General features: G+C 59.0%; 23 protein-coding genes. 11 read left to right on the top strand and 12 right to left on the bottom strand.

What is annotated here, in order from left to right:
• Positions 1–9: 9 nt before the first annotated feature.
• From PSEBG33_RS22310 to PSEBG33_RS22335, 6 genes are all read right to left on the bottom strand, one after another.
• Positions 10–249 carry a BolA family protein gene (locus PSEBG33_RS22310; RefSeq protein WP_003188597.1) on the bottom strand — a complete coding sequence of 80 codons (240 nt, stop codon included), beginning with the start codon at positions 247–249 and terminating at the stop codon, positions 10–12.
• Positions 250–364: 115 nt separating this feature from the next.
• Positions 365–670 carry an STAS domain-containing protein gene (locus PSEBG33_RS22315; RefSeq protein WP_005784859.1) on the bottom strand — a complete coding sequence of 102 codons (306 nt, stop codon included), beginning with the start codon at positions 668–670 and terminating at the stop codon, positions 365–367.
• Positions 667–1,314 (bottom strand): MlaC/ttg2D family ABC transporter substrate-binding protein, encoded by a 648-nt coding sequence (locus tag PSEBG33_RS22320; protein WP_005784857.1) that lies wholly within the window; start codon positions 1,312–1,314, stop codon positions 667–669. Before PSEBG33_RS22320 ends, PSEBG33_RS22315 begins: the two co-directional genes overlap by 4 nt.
• 11 nt (positions 1,315–1,325) lie before the next feature.
• Positions 1,326–1,793: an outer membrane lipid asymmetry maintenance protein MlaD gene (mlaD, locus tag PSEBG33_RS22325; RefSeq protein WP_005784855.1), complete on the bottom strand. Its 468-nt coding sequence runs from the start codon at positions 1,791–1,793 to the stop codon at positions 1,326–1,328.
• Positions 1,793–2,590, bottom strand: a complete 798-nt coding sequence (mlaE, locus tag PSEBG33_RS22330) for a lipid asymmetry maintenance ABC transporter permease subunit MlaE (protein WP_005784853.1) — start codon at positions 2,588–2,590, stop codon at positions 1,793–1,795. Before mlaE ends, mlaD begins: the two co-directional genes overlap by 1 nt.
• Entirely contained in the window at positions 2,590–3,399 is an 810-nt protein-coding gene (locus PSEBG33_RS22335) for an ATP-binding cassette domain-containing protein (RefSeq protein ID WP_005784851.1), read from the bottom strand. Before PSEBG33_RS22335 ends, mlaE begins: the two co-directional genes overlap by 1 nt.
• 298 nt (positions 3,400–3,697) lie before the next feature.
• Here PSEBG33_RS22335 and PSEBG33_RS22340 point away from each other — a divergent pair, with 298 nt between their 5' ends.
• From PSEBG33_RS22340 to PSEBG33_RS22385, 10 genes are all read left to right on the top strand, one after another.
• On the top strand, positions 3,698–4,672 hold the full coding sequence (locus PSEBG33_RS22340) for a KpsF/GutQ family sugar-phosphate isomerase (RefSeq protein ID WP_005784849.1): 975 nt from the start codon (positions 3,698–3,700) through the stop codon (positions 4,670–4,672).
• A complete protein-coding gene (locus PSEBG33_RS22345; RefSeq protein WP_005784847.1) occupies positions 4,673–5,197 on the top strand; it encodes a KdsC family phosphatase in 525 nt (174 codons plus the stop codon).
• Between the two features lie 8 nt (positions 5,198–5,205).
• Positions 5,206–5,778 carry an LPS export ABC transporter periplasmic protein LptC gene (lptC, locus tag PSEBG33_RS22350; RefSeq protein WP_005784845.1) on the top strand — a complete coding sequence of 191 codons (573 nt, stop codon included), beginning with the start codon at positions 5,206–5,208 and terminating at the stop codon, positions 5,776–5,778.
• Positions 5,765–6,298: a lipopolysaccharide transport periplasmic protein LptA gene (lptA, locus tag PSEBG33_RS22355; protein ID WP_005784843.1), complete on the top strand. Its 534-nt coding sequence runs from the start codon at positions 5,765–5,767 to the stop codon at positions 6,296–6,298. The genes lptC and lptA overlap by 14 nt, the downstream gene beginning before the upstream one ends.
• A complete protein-coding gene (gene lptB, locus PSEBG33_RS22360) occupies positions 6,298–7,023 on the top strand; it encodes an LPS export ABC transporter ATP-binding protein (RefSeq protein WP_005784841.1) in 726 nt (241 codons plus the stop codon). The genes lptA and lptB overlap by 1 nt, the downstream gene beginning before the upstream one ends.
• A 182-nt stretch (positions 7,024–7,205) precedes the next feature.
• Entirely contained in the window at positions 7,206–8,699 is a 1,494-nt protein-coding gene (locus PSEBG33_RS22365; protein WP_005784839.1) for an RNA polymerase factor sigma-54, read from the top strand.
• Between the two features lie 75 nt (positions 8,700–8,774).
• On the top strand, positions 8,775–9,080 hold the full coding sequence (gene hpf, locus PSEBG33_RS22370; RefSeq protein WP_003171804.1) for a ribosome hibernation-promoting factor, HPF/YfiA family: 306 nt from the start codon (positions 8,775–8,777) through the stop codon (positions 9,078–9,080).
• 9 nt (positions 9,081–9,089) lie between these two features.
• The gene (gene ptsN / locus PSEBG33_RS22375; protein WP_005784836.1) at positions 9,090–9,554 is read left to right on the top strand and encodes a PTS IIA-like nitrogen regulatory protein PtsN; all 465 of its coding nucleotides are present in this window, start codon (positions 9,090–9,092) and stop codon (positions 9,552–9,554) included.
• A gap of 2 nt (positions 9,555–9,556) precedes the next feature.
• Complete coding sequence (gene rapZ / locus PSEBG33_RS22380; protein ID WP_005784834.1) at positions 9,557–10,414, top strand: RNase adapter RapZ; 858 nt, start codon at positions 9,557–9,559, stop codon at positions 10,412–10,414.
• Between the two features lie 16 nt (positions 10,415–10,430).
• Positions 10,431–10,703, top strand: a complete 273-nt coding sequence (locus PSEBG33_RS22385; RefSeq protein WP_005784832.1) for an HPr family phosphocarrier protein — start codon at positions 10,431–10,433, stop codon at positions 10,701–10,703.
• Positions 10,704–10,724: 21 nt separating this feature from the next.
• Here the strand turns inward: PSEBG33_RS22385 and PSEBG33_RS22390 are convergent, their stop codons facing one another.
• The 6 genes from PSEBG33_RS22390 to pmbA form a co-directional block, all read right to left on the bottom strand.
• Positions 10,725–11,618, bottom strand: coding sequence for a ZIP family metal transporter (locus tag PSEBG33_RS22390; RefSeq protein WP_005784830.1), 894 nt, complete (start codon positions 11,616–11,618; stop codon positions 10,725–10,727).
• A 32-nt stretch (positions 11,619–11,650) separates the two neighbouring features.
• Positions 11,651–12,262, bottom strand: coding sequence for a superoxide dismutase (locus PSEBG33_RS22395; protein WP_005784828.1), 612 nt, complete (start codon positions 12,260–12,262; stop codon positions 11,651–11,653).
• Between the two features lies 1 nt (position 12,263).
• Positions 12,264–12,692, bottom strand: a complete 429-nt coding sequence (locus PSEBG33_RS22400) for a hypothetical protein (RefSeq protein ID WP_005784824.1) — start codon at positions 12,690–12,692, stop codon at positions 12,264–12,266.
• Positions 12,693–12,719: 27 nt separating this feature from the next.
• Positions 12,720–14,096, bottom strand: a complete 1,377-nt coding sequence (locus tag PSEBG33_RS22405) for a class II fumarate hydratase (protein WP_005784822.1) — start codon at positions 14,094–14,096, stop codon at positions 12,720–12,722.
• A complete protein-coding gene (locus PSEBG33_RS22410; RefSeq protein ID WP_005784820.1) occupies positions 14,089–14,484 on the bottom strand; it encodes a hypothetical protein in 396 nt (131 codons plus the stop codon). Before PSEBG33_RS22410 ends, PSEBG33_RS22405 begins: the two co-directional genes overlap by 8 nt.
• Positions 14,485–14,631: 147 nt before the next feature.
• The gene (gene pmbA, locus PSEBG33_RS22415; RefSeq protein WP_005784818.1) at positions 14,632–15,978 is read right to left on the bottom strand and encodes a metalloprotease PmbA; all 1,347 of its coding nucleotides are present in this window, start codon (positions 15,976–15,978) and stop codon (positions 14,632–14,634) included.
• 108 nt (positions 15,979–16,086) lie between these two features.
• Between pmbA and yjgA the strand changes: the two genes are divergently transcribed.
• Positions 16,087–16,608 (top strand): ribosome biogenesis factor YjgA, encoded by a 522-nt coding sequence (gene yjgA / locus PSEBG33_RS22420; RefSeq protein WP_005784816.1) that lies wholly within the window; start codon positions 16,087–16,089, stop codon positions 16,606–16,608.

Below are 16,608 nucleotides of genomic sequence, written 5' to 3'. Positions count from 1 at the left end.
CTTGGGGGCTCAGGTGCGCTCGGCCCAGGCCGCGCGGCTGAAAAATTTCATAGTGACCGCATGGATGCTGCCATCGGTGATCCATGGGTTCAAATGGGCATAGATCTGCTGCTGACGCTTGACCGGGCTCAATGCCGCCAGTTCATCGCTAATCACGTTCAGCTGGAAATTGCAGCCTTCGCCTTCAACTTCAACAGTCGTTTCCGGCAGCTTTCCTTCAAGGAAGCTCTTAACTTCTAGGGCCTGCATGCTCAACCTCTATCGGCGCCCAGTGCGCACGGGTCGCACATCATACAAAAAAGCCCCGCGCCTGCGAACCCCGCATAGCAGGACTCTGACGGGGGGCTTTTCTGATAAATGTGTATTAAGGGTGTGCCAACAGCTCGGTCAGGCCGGAAACTTCGGCAATCTCGCGCATGTCTTCAGGCAAGGCACGGATACTGAGCGGCTTTTTTGCCGCTTCGGCATCGCGCATGAAGCACAGCAGCAACGACAGACCGACGCTGCTGGACTTGGTCACCGCCGAACAGTCAACCACCAGCGCAGGCGCATTGCTGGCCTTGATCAGTGCCTGGCCCTGCTTGCGCAGGTCAGGCCCGGTACGGTAATCGAGCACGCCGCTGAGCAACAGCTCGCCGGCGTCGCCGATACGAACAGCCGCCTCGGTCATTGCGCAGGCTTCCCGGCAGCTTTGTCGGTTTCTTCCTTGGCCTTGGCCACTTCACCGGCCCAACCATTGATGGTCTTGTCCAGGTTATTGCCATTGCGCTGCATCGCATCGGCGAACTGGTCACGGAACAGCTTGCCGATGTTGATGCCGTTGATGACCACGTTGCGCAGCTTCCATTCACCGTTGATTTTCGTCAGGGTGTAGGACACCGGATAGATCGCGCCATTGCTGCCCGAGACTTTCATCCCGACCTCGGCACGGTCGCCCGACTCCTCCCTGGCAGGGTCAACGACGATGCCCTGGTTGTTGTATTCCAGCAGAGCGTTGCCGTAAAACTGGAACAGACCACGCTTGAAGTTTTCCTGGAACGTCTGCATCTGCGCAGGTGTTGCCTTGCGCGAATACTTGACCGTCATGATGCTGCGCGAAATGCCCTCGGCATCGACTACCGGGCCGACAATGGTATTGAGCGCGTTATAAAACTGACTCGGGTCTTGCTTGTACTTTTCTTTGTTGGCAGTCAGGTCAGCCAACATTTTGTTGGTCGTGTCCTGCACCAGGTCGTGAGCAGAACCTGCCGCGTTAGCCATCAGCGGCAGCGCCGCCAGCAGCACCAGCAGGCCACGTCGCAAGGTAGAGATCATGAACAGATTCCTCATTTAGCGTCTTTATTGACCGTATTGAGCAGGAATTTACCGATCAGGTCTTCAAGTACCAACGACGACTGTGTGTCGTGGATTGTAGAGCCATCCTTGAGCAAGGCTGTTTCCCCGCCCACGCTGACACCGATGTATTTCTCGCCCAGCAGCCCCGCAGTGAGGATAGATGCCGTGGAGTCAGTCGGCAGGTTATCTACCTTCTTGTCCACCTGCATGGTCACTCGCCCGGTGAAGCTGTCGCGATCCAGATCGATTGCCGTGACCTTGCCGATGGTAACGCCGGCCATGGTCACTTTGGCTCTGACCGTCAAACCGGCGATATTGTCGAAATACGCGTAAAGTTTATAGGTATCGGCGGTGGGGCTGGCCGACAGGCCGCTGACTCGCAGGGCCAACAACAGTAAAGCCAGGATGCCAGCCAGCAAGAAAAGGCCGACACCGATCTCCACAGTGCGGTTTTGCATCAGAAATCTCCAAACATCAAGGCGGTCAAAATGAAGTCAAGGCCCAGTACCGCCAGCGAGGCGTACACAACGGTCTTGGTAGTGGCACGACTGATCCCTTCTGAGGTGGGCTCGCAGTCATAGCCTTGGAATACGGCAATCCACGTCACTACAAAGGCAAAGACAATGCTCTTTATGATGCCGTTGAGCACGTCACCGGTGAAGGTCACGCTGTTTTGCATGTTGGCCCAGTAGGAACCGTCATAGACGCCCAACCAGTCAACCGCCACCCACGAACCGCCCCAGATACCCACCACGCTGAAAATCATCGCCAGCAATGGCAGGGAAATGAAGCCGGCCCACAGGCGCGGGGCAACAATGTACTTGAGCGGGTCCACACCGATCATTTCCAGGCTGGACAGCTGCTCGGTGGACTTCATGTTGCCGATTTCGGCGGTCAGCGCCGAACCTGCACGCCCCGCGAACAGCAAGGCAGTAACCACCGGGCCGAGCTCACGCAGCAGGGTCAAGGCCACCATCTGGCCTACCGCCTGCTCGGAACCGTAGCTGGACAGGATGTTGAAGCCCTGCAGCGCCAGCACCATGCCGATGAACACCCCGGAGACCACAATGATCACCAGAGACATCACACCCACTGCGTGCAGCTGCTTGAGCAGCAGGCCGAAGCCCCCACCGATGCCGCCGCGGCCCAGCAAGGCGTGGAACAGGAAAATGGTCGAACGCCCCAGGACTTCGATGATGTCGATGCCCGAGCGACCGAAAAGGCGAACCTTTTCGATAAGAGATGTCTTGCGCATCAGCGCTTCCCCAGAAGATCTGAGCGGTAGTCCGCTGCCGGAAAGTGAAAAGGCACCGGGCCATCGGGATCGCCGGTCATGAATTGGCGGATACGCGGGTTATCGGCGTTCATCAGCTCTTCAGGCGTACCCTGCCCCAGCACCTGGCCATCACCCACTACATACAGGTAGTCGGCGATGCTCGCGGTTTCGGCCAGATCGTGGGAGACCACAATGCTGGTGATACCCAATGCATCATTGAGCAGGCGGATCAGACGCACCAGTACACCCATGGCGATCGGGTCCTGCCCCACGAATGGCTCGTCGTACATAAGGATCTGCGGGTCGAGGGCAATGGCCCGCGCCAGGGCGACACGGCGCTTCATACCGCCGGACAATTCGTCCGGCATCAGGTCGATGGCACCGCGAAGGCCAACGGCCTGCAGCTTCAGCAACACAATGTCACGAATCATTTCATCGGACAGCTGGGTATGCACCCGCAGCGGGAAGGCTACGTTTTCGAAAACATCGAGGTCGGTAAACAGCGCGCCGCTCTGGAACAGCACGCCCATATGCTTGCGCGCATCGAACAGATCGCTGCGCGACAGCGTCGGCAGGTTCTGGCCGTTGACCCACACTTCGCCGGCACTGGGGCGCAATTGCATGCCCATCAGGCGTAACAGGGTGGTCTTGCCGCAACCGGAAGGCCCCATGATGCCCGTGACCTTGCCGCGAGGAATGCGAATATCGACGTTATTGAAGATGCTGCGCGAACCGCGCTTGAAGGTAAGGCCCTTCAGCTCGACCGCGTAGGCGTTATCGGCACTCATCTAATCTCCTTGGGATGCAGCCTTTCACTCAGACACCATGTGTGCGACTTTGGTTTGCAACGGATGCGCAATAATTAGGCACATGGGTTGGGCGGACCGAACTGGCGGCGAACTATATCACCGCTGGTGCGGCGCCCCCAAGGCCGGAACAGCGCTCGTTCAGATTTAGGACAGGGAATAACCGTTACCGAAGGTGATTGGCTGGAACTTCGCGCACAAAGCCTGACGAACTTACGTGAGGGAATTGATCATTACCGCTATAATCGCCGCCTTTTCGTCAGGCTATACGATTTCAGACATGAGCCAATCCAGCGAACTTGTTCAATCCGCACAACGCACCATCCGCCTAGAGCTTGAAGCCGTAGAAGGCTTGCTGGCCCATATCAACGCGGATTTCGTGCGCGCCTGCGAGATGATCCTGGCCAGCAAGGGCCGCGTTGTCGTGGTCGGCATGGGTAAATCCGGCCACATCGGCAACAAGATCGCCGCCACCCTGGCAAGCACTGGGACCACCGCTTTTTTCGTGCATCCGGCCGAAGCCAGCCACGGCGACATGGGCATGATCACCAAGGATGACGTGATTCTGGCGCTGTCCAATTCCGGCACCACCAACGAAATCGTGACCCTGTTGCCGTTGATCAAGCGCCTGGGTATCCAGATGATCAGCCTCACGGGCAACCCGGAATCGACCCTGGCCAAGGCCGCCGACGTCAACCTCAACGTGCACGTGGCCCATGAGGCCTGCCCGTTGAACCTGGCGCCGACCTCCTCCACCACCGCTGCACTGGTCATGGGCGATGCCCTGGCGGTGGCGCTGCTGGAGGCCCGCGGGTTTACCGCAGAAGACTTCGCATTTTCCCATCCAGGTGGTGCCCTCGGCCGTCGCCTGCTGCTGAAAGTTGAAAATGTCATGCATTCGGGCGCCGAACTGCCAAGCGTTCCACGCGGTACCCTGCTCAGGGATGCGCTGATGGAAATGACCCGCAAGGGCCTGGGCATGACGGCAATCCTGGAGGCCGACGGACGCCTTGCCGGGATATTCACCGACGGTGATCTGCGCCGCACCCTGGACCGCACCATTGATATTCACACCGCCACCATCGACGCGGTGATGACACCCCACGGCAAGACCGCCCGCGCTGAAATGCTCGCGGCTGAAGCGCTGAAAATCATGGAAGACCACCGGATCGGCGCGCTGATCGTCGTCGATAACGATGATCGACCGATCGGAGCCCTTAACCTTGGCGACTTGCTGCGCGCAGGAGTGATGTAAATGACCAGCGATCTGTTGCAACGCGGTAAAAACATCAAGCTGGCGATTTTCGACGTTGACGGCGTGCTGACCGACGGCCGCCTGTACTTTCTCGAAGACGGCAGCGAATTCAAGACATTCAATACGCTCGATGGCCAGGGCATCAAGATGCTGATGGCAGCGGGCGTGCAAACGGCGATTATCAGTGGTCGAAAGACGCCGGTTGTGGAACGCCGCGCACAAAACCTCGGAATTGCTCACCTGTATCAGGGCCGCGAGGATAAACTGGTGGTGCTGGACGAGCTTCTTGGCCAACTCAACCTAAGCTATGAACAAGTCGCCTATCTGGGTGACGACCTGCCCGACCTGCCGGTGATTCGCCGGGTGGGCCTGGGCATGGCGGTCGCGAATGCCGCGGCGTTTGTGCGCGAACACGCCCATGGCATCACCACCGCCCGTGGCGGCGAAGGTGCTGCCCGCGAGTTCTGCGAGTTGATCCTGCGTGCCCAGGGCAGCCTTGAAGCGGCCCACGCCGCCTACCTATAGAGCGTTATATGCTGAGCAAAAAGATTCGCAACTTCCTGCTATTCGGGGTCATTGCCGCGCTGTTCCTGGCGGTGGGCTACTGGAATATCAGCCCGGAGCGCTTTCTCGACAAGCCTGTTGCGCAGGTTGACGAAGGTGTTATCGACTATTACGCCACCAACGCCTACAGCATTCAGTTCCTGCCAGACGGCAAGGTGCAGTATGAAATGACGTCGGACAAGGTCGAGCACTTGAAATCCTCTGAAGTCAGCCTGCTGACCAATCCGGACCTGAACCTGTATCGCGGCACCGAATTCCCGTGGCATGTCACCAGCAAACGTGGCGAGGTCAACCCGGACGGCACCGAAGTTGAACTGATCGACTCGGTCCGCGTCGCACGTACAGACGCGCAGAACCGCGACACCATCATTACCAGCAGTCGCATGACGGTATTCCCACAGAAGCAATATGCGCAGACCGAGCAAGACGTTAGAATCGACGGCGCTGGCGGTGTATCGACTGGCAAGGGAATGAAAGCGTATTTGAAAGAAAGCAGGATACACCTGCTATCGAACGTAAGAGGACAGTATGAGGCTCGTTAAAACCCTCCCTATTTTGCTCGGTCTGGGCGCAGCACTGGGAAGCGTGAGCGCCTGGGCTCTGCCGAACGATAGCCAGCAACCGATCCACATCTCGGCTGACGATGCGCAGCTCGATGACAAGCAAGGTGTTGCCACCTACACCGGCGGCGTCATCATCACCCAGGGTTCGATGAAGATCACCGGCAATACGGTGACCTTGACGCGTACCCAGGCCGGCGATATCGATGTCGTGACCTCAGTGGGCAACCTGGCTTACTTCGAACAGAAGCAAAAGGCAGAAGATCCAGGCCCGATGAAGGGCTATGGCAAGACCATTCAGTATCATGCCCTGCAGAATCGCATCGTCCTGATCGACCAGGCCAAAGTGCTCAGCGCCGACGGCAATTCGACTGAAGGCGAGAAAATCGTCTACAACACCAAGACCCAGGTCGCTCAGGCCGGTCGCGCCAATGGCAACAAGGTCACCGCACCTCGTCCACGTATCGACATGGTTATCCAGCCGAAGAAGAAGGCCGAGTAATGGCAACCCTGAAAGCCCAGCATCTGGCCAAGGCCTATAAAAGCCGCCAGGTGGTACGTGATGTCAGCCTGTCGATCGACAGCGGCCAGATCGTCGGTTTGCTCGGCCCCAACGGTGCCGGCAAGACCACCTGCTTCTATATGATCGTCGGGCTGGTCCAGGCGGATCAGGGTCGCGTATTGATCGACGACCTGGACGTCAGCCACCAGCCCATGCACGGTCGTGCACGCGCCGGTATCGGCTATCTTCCCCAGGAAGCGTCGATCTTCCGTAAACTGTCGGTAGCCGACAACATCATGGCGATCCTCGAGACCCGCAAGGAACTCGACCGCGACGGCCGCCGCAAAGAGCTGGAAAGCCTGTTGCAGGAGTTCCACATCAACCATATTCGCGACAACCTCGGCATGAGCCTGTCCGGTGGTGAGCGCCGCCGCGTGGAAATCGCCCGCGCCCTGGCCACCGCACCGAAGTTCATCCTGCTGGATGAGCCGTTTGCCGGCGTTGACCCGATTTCGGTCGGCGATATCAAGCAGATCATTCACCACCTCAAGGCCAAGGGTATTGGCGTGCTGATCACCGACCACAACGTCCGTGAGACGCTGGATATCTGTGAAACCGCCTATATCGTCAACGATGGTCAGTTGATTGCTGAAGGCGACGCCGAGACCATCCTGGCCAATGAACTGGTCAAGGAAGTTTACCTGGGTCACGAGTTCCGCCTGTAGACGGAGTGGTATCGCGCCTTTCGCCGGAGCGCGCAGGAGTCAATAGAAACCTTGGTTTTTTATTGTTACCGCGCTCTAGGCAAAGGCCCTGATATCAGGCATATAATTTGCTTATGTTGGCGCTCACGCGCCCTGTCGTGGATGGCGCATTGCGCCGGCGAATAAGGTGTTAAGCCCCTGCCATGAAACCATCGCTAGTCCTGAGAATGGGCCAGCAGCTGACGATGACACCGCAGCTGCAACAGGCCATCCGCCTGCTCCAATTGTCGACCCTGGACCTGCAGCAGGAAATCCAGGAGGCCCTGGAGTCCAATCCGATGCTCGAACGCCAGGAAGAAGGCGACGACTTCGACAATGCCGACCCACTGGCCGACAACATCGAGCAAAAACCCAATCCCGACGTGCAGGAACCCTCCTACCAGGAAACCGCCCCTACGGTGGACAACCTGGAAGAAGGCGAATGGAACGAACGCATTCCCAACGAGCTTCCCGTGGATACCGCATGGGAAGACGTGTACCAGACCAGCGCCAGCAGCCTGCCGAGCAATGATGATGACGAGTGGGACTTCACCACCCGCACCTCGGCTGGCGAGAGCCTGCAGAGCCACTTGCTGTGGCAACTCAACCTGGCGCCGATGTCGGACACTGATCGCCTGATCGCAGTTACGCTCATCGATTGCATCAATAACCAGGGTTACCTGGACGAAACCCTCGACGAGATCCTCGAAGCCTTCGACCCGGAACTGGACATCGAGCTGGACGAAATCGAAGCCGTCCTGCACCGCATCCAGCAATTCGAGCCCGCCGGCATCGGCGCCCGCACGCTCAGCGAGTGCCTGCTGCTGCAACTGCGCCAGTTGCCTGCCAAGACGCCATGGCTCGCCGAGGCCCAGCGCCTGGTCAGCGACTACATCGATCTGCTGGGTAGCCGCGACTATAGCCAGTTGATGCGCCGCATGAAGCTCAAGGAAGACGACTTGCGCCAGGTCATCGAGCTGGTGCAAAGCCTCAACCCGCGTCCCGGTTCGCAGATTGAATCCAGCGAAGCCGAATACGTGGTTCCCGACGTGATCGTGCGCAAGGACAACGAGCGCTGGCTGGTGGAGTTGAACCAGGAATCGGTGCCGCGCCTGCGGGTCAACCCGCAATACGCGGGCTTTGTGCGCCGCGCCGATACCAGCGCCGACAACACCTTCATGCGCAACCAGTTGCAGGAAGCGCGGTGGTTCATCAAGAGCCTGCAAAGCCGCAACGAAACCCTGATGAAAGTCGCCACCCAGATCGTCGAGCACCAGCGCGGCTTCCTGGAATACGGCGACGAAGCCATGAAGCCTCTGGTGCTGCACGATATCGCCGAAGCGGTAGGCATGCATGAATCGACGATTTCCCGGGTAACCACGCAAAAATTCATGCATACCCCCCGTGGTATTTATGAGCTGAAATACTTTTTCTCCAGCCACGTCAGCACCTCCGAAGGCGGCGAATGCTCGTCCACGGCGATCCGCGCGATCATCAAAAAACTGGTTGCCGCGGAAAATCAGAAAAAGCCGTTGAGTGACAGCAAGATCGCTGGTTTACTGGAGGCACAAGGCATTCAGGTCGCCCGTCGAACCGTCGCCAAGTACCGCGAGTCCCTTGGGATCGCGCCTTCCAGCGAGCGTAAGCGGTTGATGTGACGGGCGGGCCACAGCGTTCCAGTGGTGGGTATTCCTGCCCACCGCTTTATGCACTGGCAACGAAGGAGAAGCTGTATGCAAGTCAACATCAGTGGACACCAGCTGGAAGTCACCAAGCCCCTGCGTGAATACACCGAGAGCAAGCTGAACAAGCTTGCGGGGCATTTTGACAAGATCACCAACGTGCAGGTCATCATGGAGGTCGATAAGCTCAAGCAGAAAATCGAGGCCACCCTGCACGTACCGAATGCCAAGCTCGTTGCCAATGCAGAACATGAAGACATGTACGCGGCGATTGACTCGCTCTACGACAAGCTCGACCGCCAACTCATAAAGCATAAGGAAAAGAATCTGCACCTGATGCAAGGTACAGGTCGTTAACCCTCCCCCATGATCCAACTTCAAACCATCCTGACCCCCGGCCGTTCCCTTGTGAACGTGCCGGGCGGCAGTAAAAAGCGCGCCCTGGAACAAATTGCCAACCTGATCAGCAGCCAAGTGCCTGAGCTGGAGATGCAAGATGTTTTCGAGGCTCTGATTGCCCGTGAAAAACTCGGCTCCACCGGTTTTGGCAACGGCATCGCTATTCCTCACTGCCGTCTCGAAGGCTGCGAGACCCCGGTCAGCGCCTTGCTGCACCTGGAAAAACCCATCGACTTCGACGCCATCGACGGTGCTCCGGTTGACCTGCTATTCGTGCTGCTGGTCCCGCAAGCCGCCACAGATGCGCATCTGGAACTGCTCCGGCAGATAGCCAGTATGCTCGACCGCAAGGAAGTACGTGACAAGTTGCGCAGTGCCAAAAGCAACGAGGCGCTGTATCAGGTCGTCCTGGATGAACAAAACGGGCAGTAATCATGCGTTTGATCATCGTCAGCGGCCGCTCCGGCTCAGGTAAAAGCACCGCCCTCAATGTGCTTGAGGACAACGGTTTCTATTGTATCGACAACCTGCCGGCCGGCCTGCTGCCGGAGCTGGCGGAGCGCGCCCTTATCCACACCGAGCTGGCGCAGCCGCTGGTCGCTGTGTCTATCGACGCCCGCAACCTGCCCAGCCACCTCTCGCGATTCCCGGAACTGCTGGAAGAAGTGCGCGCCAAGCACATTCATTGCGATGTGCTGTACCTGGATGCCGATGAAGAAACCCTGCTCAAGCGTTTCTCCGAAACCCGTCGACGCCACCCACTCAGCAGCGCCAACCGCTCCCTGGCCGAAGCCATTGAAGACGAGACCAAACTGCTGGGGCCGATCATTGATCTGGCCGACCTGAAGATCAACACCACCAGCCTGAACCTGTACCAGTTGCGTGACGCGATCAAGTTGCGCCTGCTGAATCAGCCCGAGCCGGGCACGGCGTTCCTGGTCGAGTCGTTTGGCTTCAAGCGTGGCATGCCGGTCGATGCCGACCTGGTGTTCGATGTGCGCTGCCTGCCCAACCCTTACTGGAAGCCGGAATTGCGCGATCAGTCGGGGCTGGATCAGCCCGTCGCCGACTACCTCGCCGCGCAGCCAGATGTGGAAGAGATGTTCCAGGACATCTCCAGCTACCTGCTTAAATGGTTGCCGCGTTTTGCCGCGAGCAATCGGGCGTATGTCACCATTGCCATTGGCTGCACGGGTGGCCATCACCGCTCGGTTTACCTGACTGAGCGGCTAGGCCAGGTGCTGCAACAAACCCTCAAGAATGTACAGGTTCGCCACCGCGACCTTAGCTGAAAGGAACACCTGCGCGATGCCCGCTCTGGAAATTGAAATCATCAACAAGCTGGGCCTGCACGCCCGGGCGTCGGCAAAGTTCGTCGGCGTGGCTGGAAAGTTTCCCTGCCAGATCCGCGCCGGGCGCACCCCGGAGTCCATGGTCGATGGCAAGAGCATCATGGCGATGATGATGCTGGCAGCTGGCAAGGGCACCACGATTCATCTGCGCACTGAAGGCGAGCAAGAGCAGGAAGCGATGGACGCTTTGGTTGGGCTGATCAACAACAAGTTCGATGAAGGCGAATAACCGCCGATGCGAGAGCTGGCTTCAGCCCAACGCCGTATCCATCACCATCATCAGGCAAAACCCGATACACAACCCCAGGCTGGCGAGCTTTTCGTGACCGTTGCGACGCGATTCGGGGATCACTTCATGGGTCACTACCAACAACATCGCACCGGCGGCCAGCGCCAACCCCAAGGGAAGCAACACCTCGGCCAGGCTCACCAGCCAGGCGCAGAGCACCGCAAATACCGGTTCAACCAATCCTGATGCGGCGCCGATCAGGAACGCCTTGATCCGCGACATCCCCGCCCCAGCCAATACCAGCGCGATCACCAAGCCCTCGGGTACATCCTGCAAGGCAATGCCCATGGCGAGACTGTCAGCATCCGCCATCCCTCCTCCCGCGGAGACGCCCACTGCCATGCCCTCGGGAATGTTGTGCGCAATGATGGCGAACACAAACAGCCAGATGCGCGGCGGGATCACCGGCTTATCCGGCGTCCCCACCAGCATCTCCGGGCTGGCGCCGGAGACCTTGCGATCCACCAGATACAACCCGAATGCGCCCAGCATGATGCCGAAGCTGATCAGCCCACCCGCCCCCCACGGCGAAAGCCCCAGGCCTTCAGCCGCTGCGATACCCGGCACGACCAGGGAAAAAGCGGTCGCTGCGAGCATCACACCTGCACCGAAGCCCAGCAAGGTATCGCTCAACGCTACCGGCATCCGCCGAATCACCAGGACCGGCACCGCGCCCAGCGCCGTACCGAGCGCGCAAATCGCGCCGCCCTGCAACGCGCGCAGGATACGCGGCTCAAGGTCCAACCAGGCCAGCCCATGGGCCACCAGCAATGCAGTCCCTGCCAATAACAGCAGTGAACCGAACGCATAACGGAACATTCGCACGCTGCTGATCGCCAGTGTTTCAGTGCCCATAATCGCCCTTAGATCTTGTTTTAGAGTGAATGTCAGGCCAAGGCGGCCTGGTAGCGGGCAGCAACTTCCGGCCAGTTAATTACGCTGTAGAACGCATTGATGTATTCAGGGCGACGGTTCTGGTAACGCAAATAGTAGGCATGTTCCCAGACGTCCAGACCGAGGATTGGCGTGTTGCCACTCATCAGCGGGCTGTCCTGGTTGCCGCTGCTTTCCACGACCAGTGTGTTTTGCGGGGTGACGCTCAACCAGGCCCAGCCACTGCCGAAGCGGGTCAGCGCAGCCTTGGTGAATGCCTCCTTGAAACTGTCAAAACCGCCCAATTGCTCATCGATAGCCTTGCCCAGCGCGCCTTCGGGTTTACCACCCCCTGTAGGTGACATGACCGCCCAGAACAACGAATGGTTTGCATGGCCGCCTCCTTGATTGACCACGGCAACGCGTAACTTCTCCGGTAGTTTCTGCACGCTGGACACCAGCTTCTCCACCGGCCAACCAGCGAATTCCGTGCCCTCCACGGCAGCATTCAGATTATTGATGTAAGTCTGGTGATGCTTGGTGTAGTGAATCTCCATGGTTTGCGCGTCGATATGCGGCTCAAGGGCGTCATAGGCGTAAGGCAGGGCCGGCAGGGTGTAAGTCATATCAATGTGCTCCATAGTGAGACGAGGTCGACTGCGGCGCAGCATCGCCCAGCAACCGGTGGGTGCGGGGGTACTCGCCGTGATCGCTGATGAAATTCAACAGCTCGACGTAGGTCTTGCTGCTCTGGCGCAACGCCGCCTCGCGCAACTGCGGGTTAAGGCGCGGGTCCTGCATGGTCTGCAACAATCGCTGGTGAATGGCGCAGAGGTATTCCGCGCTTTCCTCAGGTTGATTCAGGCGCAAGTGCAGGTCCGCCAGGTTGTGATGGGAAATGACACAAGCCGCCACTGCTTCGTCGGCATCCGCCCAGCGTTCGAACAACACTTGGGCCAGGGCCAGGGCTTGCAGATAAGCCTCGCGAGCATCCACCAGCTCGCCCGCCATAAAGCAGCGATTGGCCCGTTCGATCGTACGTTTCCAGTGCTCCATGGTGAGCCTCCAAAGCAGGGTGGTTAATTACACGCCGCCAGCCGTGAGCTTTTCCGGGTCCAGCAGGACTTCCAGTTGGCTGCGCGGCAGGTCGGTGTGCTCAAGGGCGACCTCGATGACCGGGCGGCCTTGCTGGTAAGCCTTCTTGGCAATTTCAGCGGCCTTCTGGTAACCAATGATCGGGTTAAGGGCGGTGACCAGGATCGGGTTGCGCGACAGTGCTTCTTTGAGCTTGGCTTGGTTGACCTTGAAGCTGGCAATGGCCTTGTCCGCCAGCAAACGACTGGAGTTGGCCAGCAACTCGAGGCTGCTGAGCAGGTTCTGGGCGATGATCGGCAGCATCACGTTCAGCTCGAAGTTGCCCGATTGACCGGCAACTGTGATGACGGTGTCATTGCCGATGATCTGCGCGGCCACCATTGCCGTAGCTTCCGGGATCACAGGGTTGACCTTGCCGGGCATGATCGACGAGCCCGGCTGCAACCCCTCCAGCTCGATTTCACCGAGGCCGGCCAAGGGGCCGGAGTTCATCCAGCGCAGGTCGTTGGCAATCTTCATCAGCGATACAGCCGTGGCCTTCAACTGGCCTGAGACTGCGACGGCAGTGTCCTGGGAGCCAATCAATGCAAAGAGGTCCTTGCCGGGCGTGAACTTCACCCCGGTCAAATGGCTCAGTTGCTGGCTGAAACGCCCGGCAAATTCAGGATGCGCGTTGATCCCGGTGCCCACCGCTGTGCCGCCCTGGGCCAGTGCCTGCAAGGCCGGAAGCAGGTCCTGCAAGTGCCCGATATTGGCCTTGAGCTGCTGCGCCCAGCCATGGAGCACCTGGCTCATGCGCACCGGCATGGCGTCCATCAAGTGGGTACGGCCGGTCTTGATGAACGGATGCACCTCTTCGGCCTTCTGCTCGATCACCTGCACCAGGTGCAGCAGGGCTGGCAGCGTTTGCTCATGCAGTACCAAGGCGGCGCTGACGTGAATGGTGGTGGGGATAATGTCGTTGCTGCTTTGGCCGCAGTTGACGTGATCGTTAGGGTTGACCACCTCGCCAAGCAAACGGCTGGCAAGGGTCGCAATCACTTCATTGGCGTTCATGTTGGAGCTGGTGCCGGAACCGGTCTGGAAGATATCCACCGGGAAGTGCTGCATGTAGTCGCCTTCGAGCAAGCCTTGGGCGGCGTCGACAATGGCCTTGCCCTGCCCTTCGCTGATCTGCTTGAGGTCGACGTTGACCTTGGCCGCGGCTGTCTTGGCCAGGATCAGGGCGCGGATGAATTGCGCCGGCATACGCTGATGACTGATCGGGAAGTTGTTCACCGCTCGCTGGGTTTGCGCGCCATACAACGCGTTTTGCGGCACATGCAGCTCGCCCATGCTGTCGCGTTCGATACGGGTGTTACTCATCATTAGATCCTTGCACCAAGTCAGAAACGGAAATCGAAGGCAGTAATTCACAGGTAGCCAACTGCCAGGCAAAGGTCTGCCAGCGCTTGAGGCGGCAGGCACACTGGGAGAGCTTTTCCAGGTCGCGCAGCGGGCGCCACGCTTGATCCAGGCACATCGAACGCCAATGCCAGGGCAGCGCGATATCGCTGGCGGTGTCGATCAGCAGGCGGAATGAAGTTTCGGCGATCGTCCACGGATGGGTCGCGGTGCAGCAGGCCAGGTATCGACCTTCATTGAGGTAATGTTCGATCAGGCGAGGTTCATTGGGATCGAAGCCACAGCGAATCTGGCGGCTCATCCAGCGCCAGCTTTCCAGATACGGATCCTCATGCAGGACAGAACTCATGATCCACACTCATTCGGTAATGATACTTATTATTAAATGATATTGAGAATCAAAACAAGAGTGGCCGATTAATACCCCTGTGACATGGGCAATAAAAAAGGCGCGCCATCCTTGGGATGGCGCGCCTTTCCTTGAGTGCCGGAGAGGTTAGCTACCGGCGACCGTCATTCGCTCGATCAGCACAGACCCCGTGCGGATATTGCTGCGCAACTCCAGATCATTACCCACAGCGACAATCTGCTTGAACATATCGCGCATGTTGCCGGCGATCGTCACTTCCTGGACGGCGAATTGAATTTCGCCATTTTCCACCCAGAAACCTGCCGCGCCCCGTGAGTAATCACCTGTGACCATATTCAGGCCCTGGCCCATCAACTCAGTCACCAGCAAGCCGCGCCCCATGCGCCGCAGCAATGCAGCCTGGTCCTCGTCGCCATGGGTCACGAACAGGTTATGCACGCCACCGGAGTTGGCGGTACTCGGCAGGCCAAGCTTGCGACCGGCATAGGTACCCAACACATAGGAGACCAGCTCACCATTTTCGACAAACGGCTTGGCATAGGTCGCCAGGCCATCACCGTCGAACGACGAACTGCCCATCGCACGCATCAAATGCGGGCGCTCATCGATGGTCAGCCACTCAGGAAACAGCTTTTGGCCGATTGCGCCTTCAAGGAATGACGATTTGCGATAGAGGTTGCCACCGGAAATCGCCCCCAGGAAGCTACCGAACAAACCACCGGCCAGTTCCGCAGAAAACAGCACCGGCACTTCGCACGTCGGCACCGGGCGCGCGCCCAGGCGACTGGCGGCACGCTGTGCAGCCCGTTGGCCAATGCTGACGGGGTCCGCCAGCAAATCGCCCTGGCGGTTCACGTCGTACCAGTAGTCACGCTGCATCTGGCCGTTGGCTTCGGCGATCATCACGCAACTGAGGCTGTGACGCGTGGACGCATAACCGCCGATGAAACCATGGCTGTTGCCGTACACACGGCAGCCCTGGTGAGTGCTCAGCGTGGTGCCATCAGCATTCTTGATCCGAGGGTCGGTATCGAAGGCCGCCGCTTCGCAGATCAGCGCTTGTTCAATGGCTTGCTCCGGGGTGATGTCCCAGGCGTGGAACAGGTCGAAATCCTGCACGTCCCTGGCCATCAGCGCCTTGTCGGCCAGCCCCGAGCTTTCATCCTCGGAGGTGTGCTTGGCAATCGCCAACGCAGCGGCGACGGTCTCGCGAATCGCTTCCGGGCCGCTGGCCGAGGTGCTGGCCGAGCCTTTGCGCTGGCCTGCGTACAAGGTGATGCCAAACCCCTGGTCGCGGTTGAACTCGACCGTTTCCACTTCCCGCTGGCGCACCGAAGTCGACAGCCCCTGCTCCAGCGACACCGCCACTTCACAGGCGCTGGCCCCCTGGCGCTTGGCCTCGGCGAGGATCTGCTCGACTTGTTCCTGCAGTGCCGGTAACGCTTGCGGACCGACGCTTTGGGCTGCACTCATGGTTTTCTCCACTCAAATTCTGCTTTCGGTTAAGGCCATCGAGCGACCGGGCCGGACAAGCGGCCCCCGACTGGTTATCATGGCGGCGTTTCTTTGCGGACTGCCACCATGGTTGATTCTTACGACGACTCCCTCGATGGGGAGAAAAGCAAAACCCAGGTCAAACGCGAGCTGCATGCTCTGGTTGACCTCGGCGAGCGCCTTACAACGCTCAAAAAGGATTTGATTGCCAAACTGCCATTGACCGACGAAATGCGCCGGGCCCTGGCTGATGCGCCCAAGCACACCGCGAATATCGCGCGCAAACGGCACATCTCGTTTATCGGCAAACTGATGCGCGATCAGGACATTGACGCCATTCTGACCTTGCTTGATCAAACCGATGCCTCCACTCGCCAGTACAACGAACGCTTCCATAACCTGGAACGTTGGCGTGACCGCCTGATCGCGGGCGATGACGCCGTGCTGGAGAAATTCGTGATGGACTACCCGGATGCGGACCGCCAGCAATTGCGCTCCCTGATCCGTCAGGCCCAGCACGAGCAGGCGCACAACAAAGCGCCGGCCACCAGCCGTAAAATCTTCAAGTACATCCGTGAGCTGGACGAGACTCAACGCGGCCTGCGCTGA

The sequence above is a fragment of the Pseudomonas synxantha BG33R genome (assembly GCF_000263715.2).
Taxonomy (GTDB): Bacteria; Pseudomonadota; Gammaproteobacteria; order Pseudomonadales; family Pseudomonadaceae; genus Aquipseudomonas; species Aquipseudomonas synxantha_A.
Note: the sequence above shows the minus strand (reverse complement) of the source record. Positions and strands in the feature narration are given on the sequence as shown.

Excerpts from the sequence above, each read along its gene's own strand:
- PSEBG33_RS22310 (WP_003188597.1), bottom strand. The coding sequence starts at position 249 with ATGCAGGCCCTAGAAGTTAAGAGCTTCCTTGAAGGAAAGCTGCCGGAA.
- PSEBG33_RS22315 (WP_005784859.1), bottom strand. The coding sequence starts at position 670 with ATGACCGAGGCGGCTGTTCGTATCGGCGACGCCGGCGAGCTGTTGCTC.
- PSEBG33_RS22320 (WP_005784857.1), bottom strand. The coding sequence starts at position 1,314 with ATGATCTCTACCTTGCGACGTGGCCTGCTGGTGCTGCTGGCGGCGCTG.
- mlaD (WP_005784855.1), bottom strand. The coding sequence starts at position 1,793 with ATGCAAAACCGCACTGTGGAGATCGGTGTCGGCCTTTTCTTGCTGGCT.
- mlaE (WP_005784853.1), bottom strand. The coding sequence starts at position 2,590 with ATGCGCAAGACATCTCTTATCGAAAAGGTTCGCCTTTTCGGTCGCTCG.
- PSEBG33_RS22335 (WP_005784851.1), bottom strand. The coding sequence starts at position 3,399 with ATGAGTGCCGATAACGCCTACGCGGTCGAGCTGAAGGGCCTTACCTTC.
- PSEBG33_RS22340 (WP_005784849.1), top strand. The coding sequence starts at position 3,698 with ATGAGCCAATCCAGCGAACTTGTTCAATCCGCACAACGCACCATCCGC.
- PSEBG33_RS22345 (WP_005784847.1), top strand. The coding sequence starts at position 4,673 with ATGACCAGCGATCTGTTGCAACGCGGTAAAAACATCAAGCTGGCGATT.
- lptC (WP_005784845.1), top strand. The coding sequence starts at position 5,206 with ATGCTGAGCAAAAAGATTCGCAACTTCCTGCTATTCGGGGTCATTGCC.
- lptA (WP_005784843.1), top strand. The coding sequence starts at position 5,765 with ATGAGGCTCGTTAAAACCCTCCCTATTTTGCTCGGTCTGGGCGCAGCA.
- lptB (WP_005784841.1), top strand. The coding sequence starts at position 6,298 with ATGGCAACCCTGAAAGCCCAGCATCTGGCCAAGGCCTATAAAAGCCGC.
- PSEBG33_RS22365 (WP_005784839.1), top strand. The coding sequence starts at position 7,206 with ATGAAACCATCGCTAGTCCTGAGAATGGGCCAGCAGCTGACGATGACA.
- hpf (WP_003171804.1), top strand. The coding sequence starts at position 8,775 with ATGCAAGTCAACATCAGTGGACACCAGCTGGAAGTCACCAAGCCCCTG.
- ptsN (WP_005784836.1), top strand. The coding sequence starts at position 9,090 with ATGATCCAACTTCAAACCATCCTGACCCCCGGCCGTTCCCTTGTGAAC.
- rapZ (WP_005784834.1), top strand. The coding sequence starts at position 9,557 with ATGCGTTTGATCATCGTCAGCGGCCGCTCCGGCTCAGGTAAAAGCACC.
- PSEBG33_RS22385 (WP_005784832.1), top strand. The coding sequence starts at position 10,431 with ATGCCCGCTCTGGAAATTGAAATCATCAACAAGCTGGGCCTGCACGCC.
- PSEBG33_RS22390 (WP_005784830.1), bottom strand. The coding sequence starts at position 11,618 with ATGGGCACTGAAACACTGGCGATCAGCAGCGTGCGAATGTTCCGTTAT.
- PSEBG33_RS22395 (WP_005784828.1), bottom strand. The coding sequence starts at position 12,262 with ATGACTTACACCCTGCCGGCCCTGCCTTACGCCTATGACGCCCTTGAG.
- PSEBG33_RS22400 (WP_005784824.1), bottom strand. The coding sequence starts at position 12,692 with ATGGAGCACTGGAAACGTACGATCGAACGGGCCAATCGCTGCTTTATG.
- PSEBG33_RS22405 (WP_005784822.1), bottom strand. The coding sequence starts at position 14,096 with ATGAGTAACACCCGTATCGAACGCGACAGCATGGGCGAGCTGCATGTG.
- PSEBG33_RS22410 (WP_005784820.1), bottom strand. The coding sequence starts at position 14,484 with ATGAGTTCTGTCCTGCATGAGGATCCGTATCTGGAAAGCTGGCGCTGG.
- pmbA (WP_005784818.1), bottom strand. The coding sequence starts at position 15,978 with ATGAGTGCAGCCCAAAGCGTCGGTCCGCAAGCGTTACCGGCACTGCAG.
- yjgA (WP_005784816.1), top strand. The coding sequence starts at position 16,087 with ATGGTTGATTCTTACGACGACTCCCTCGATGGGGAGAAAAGCAAAACC.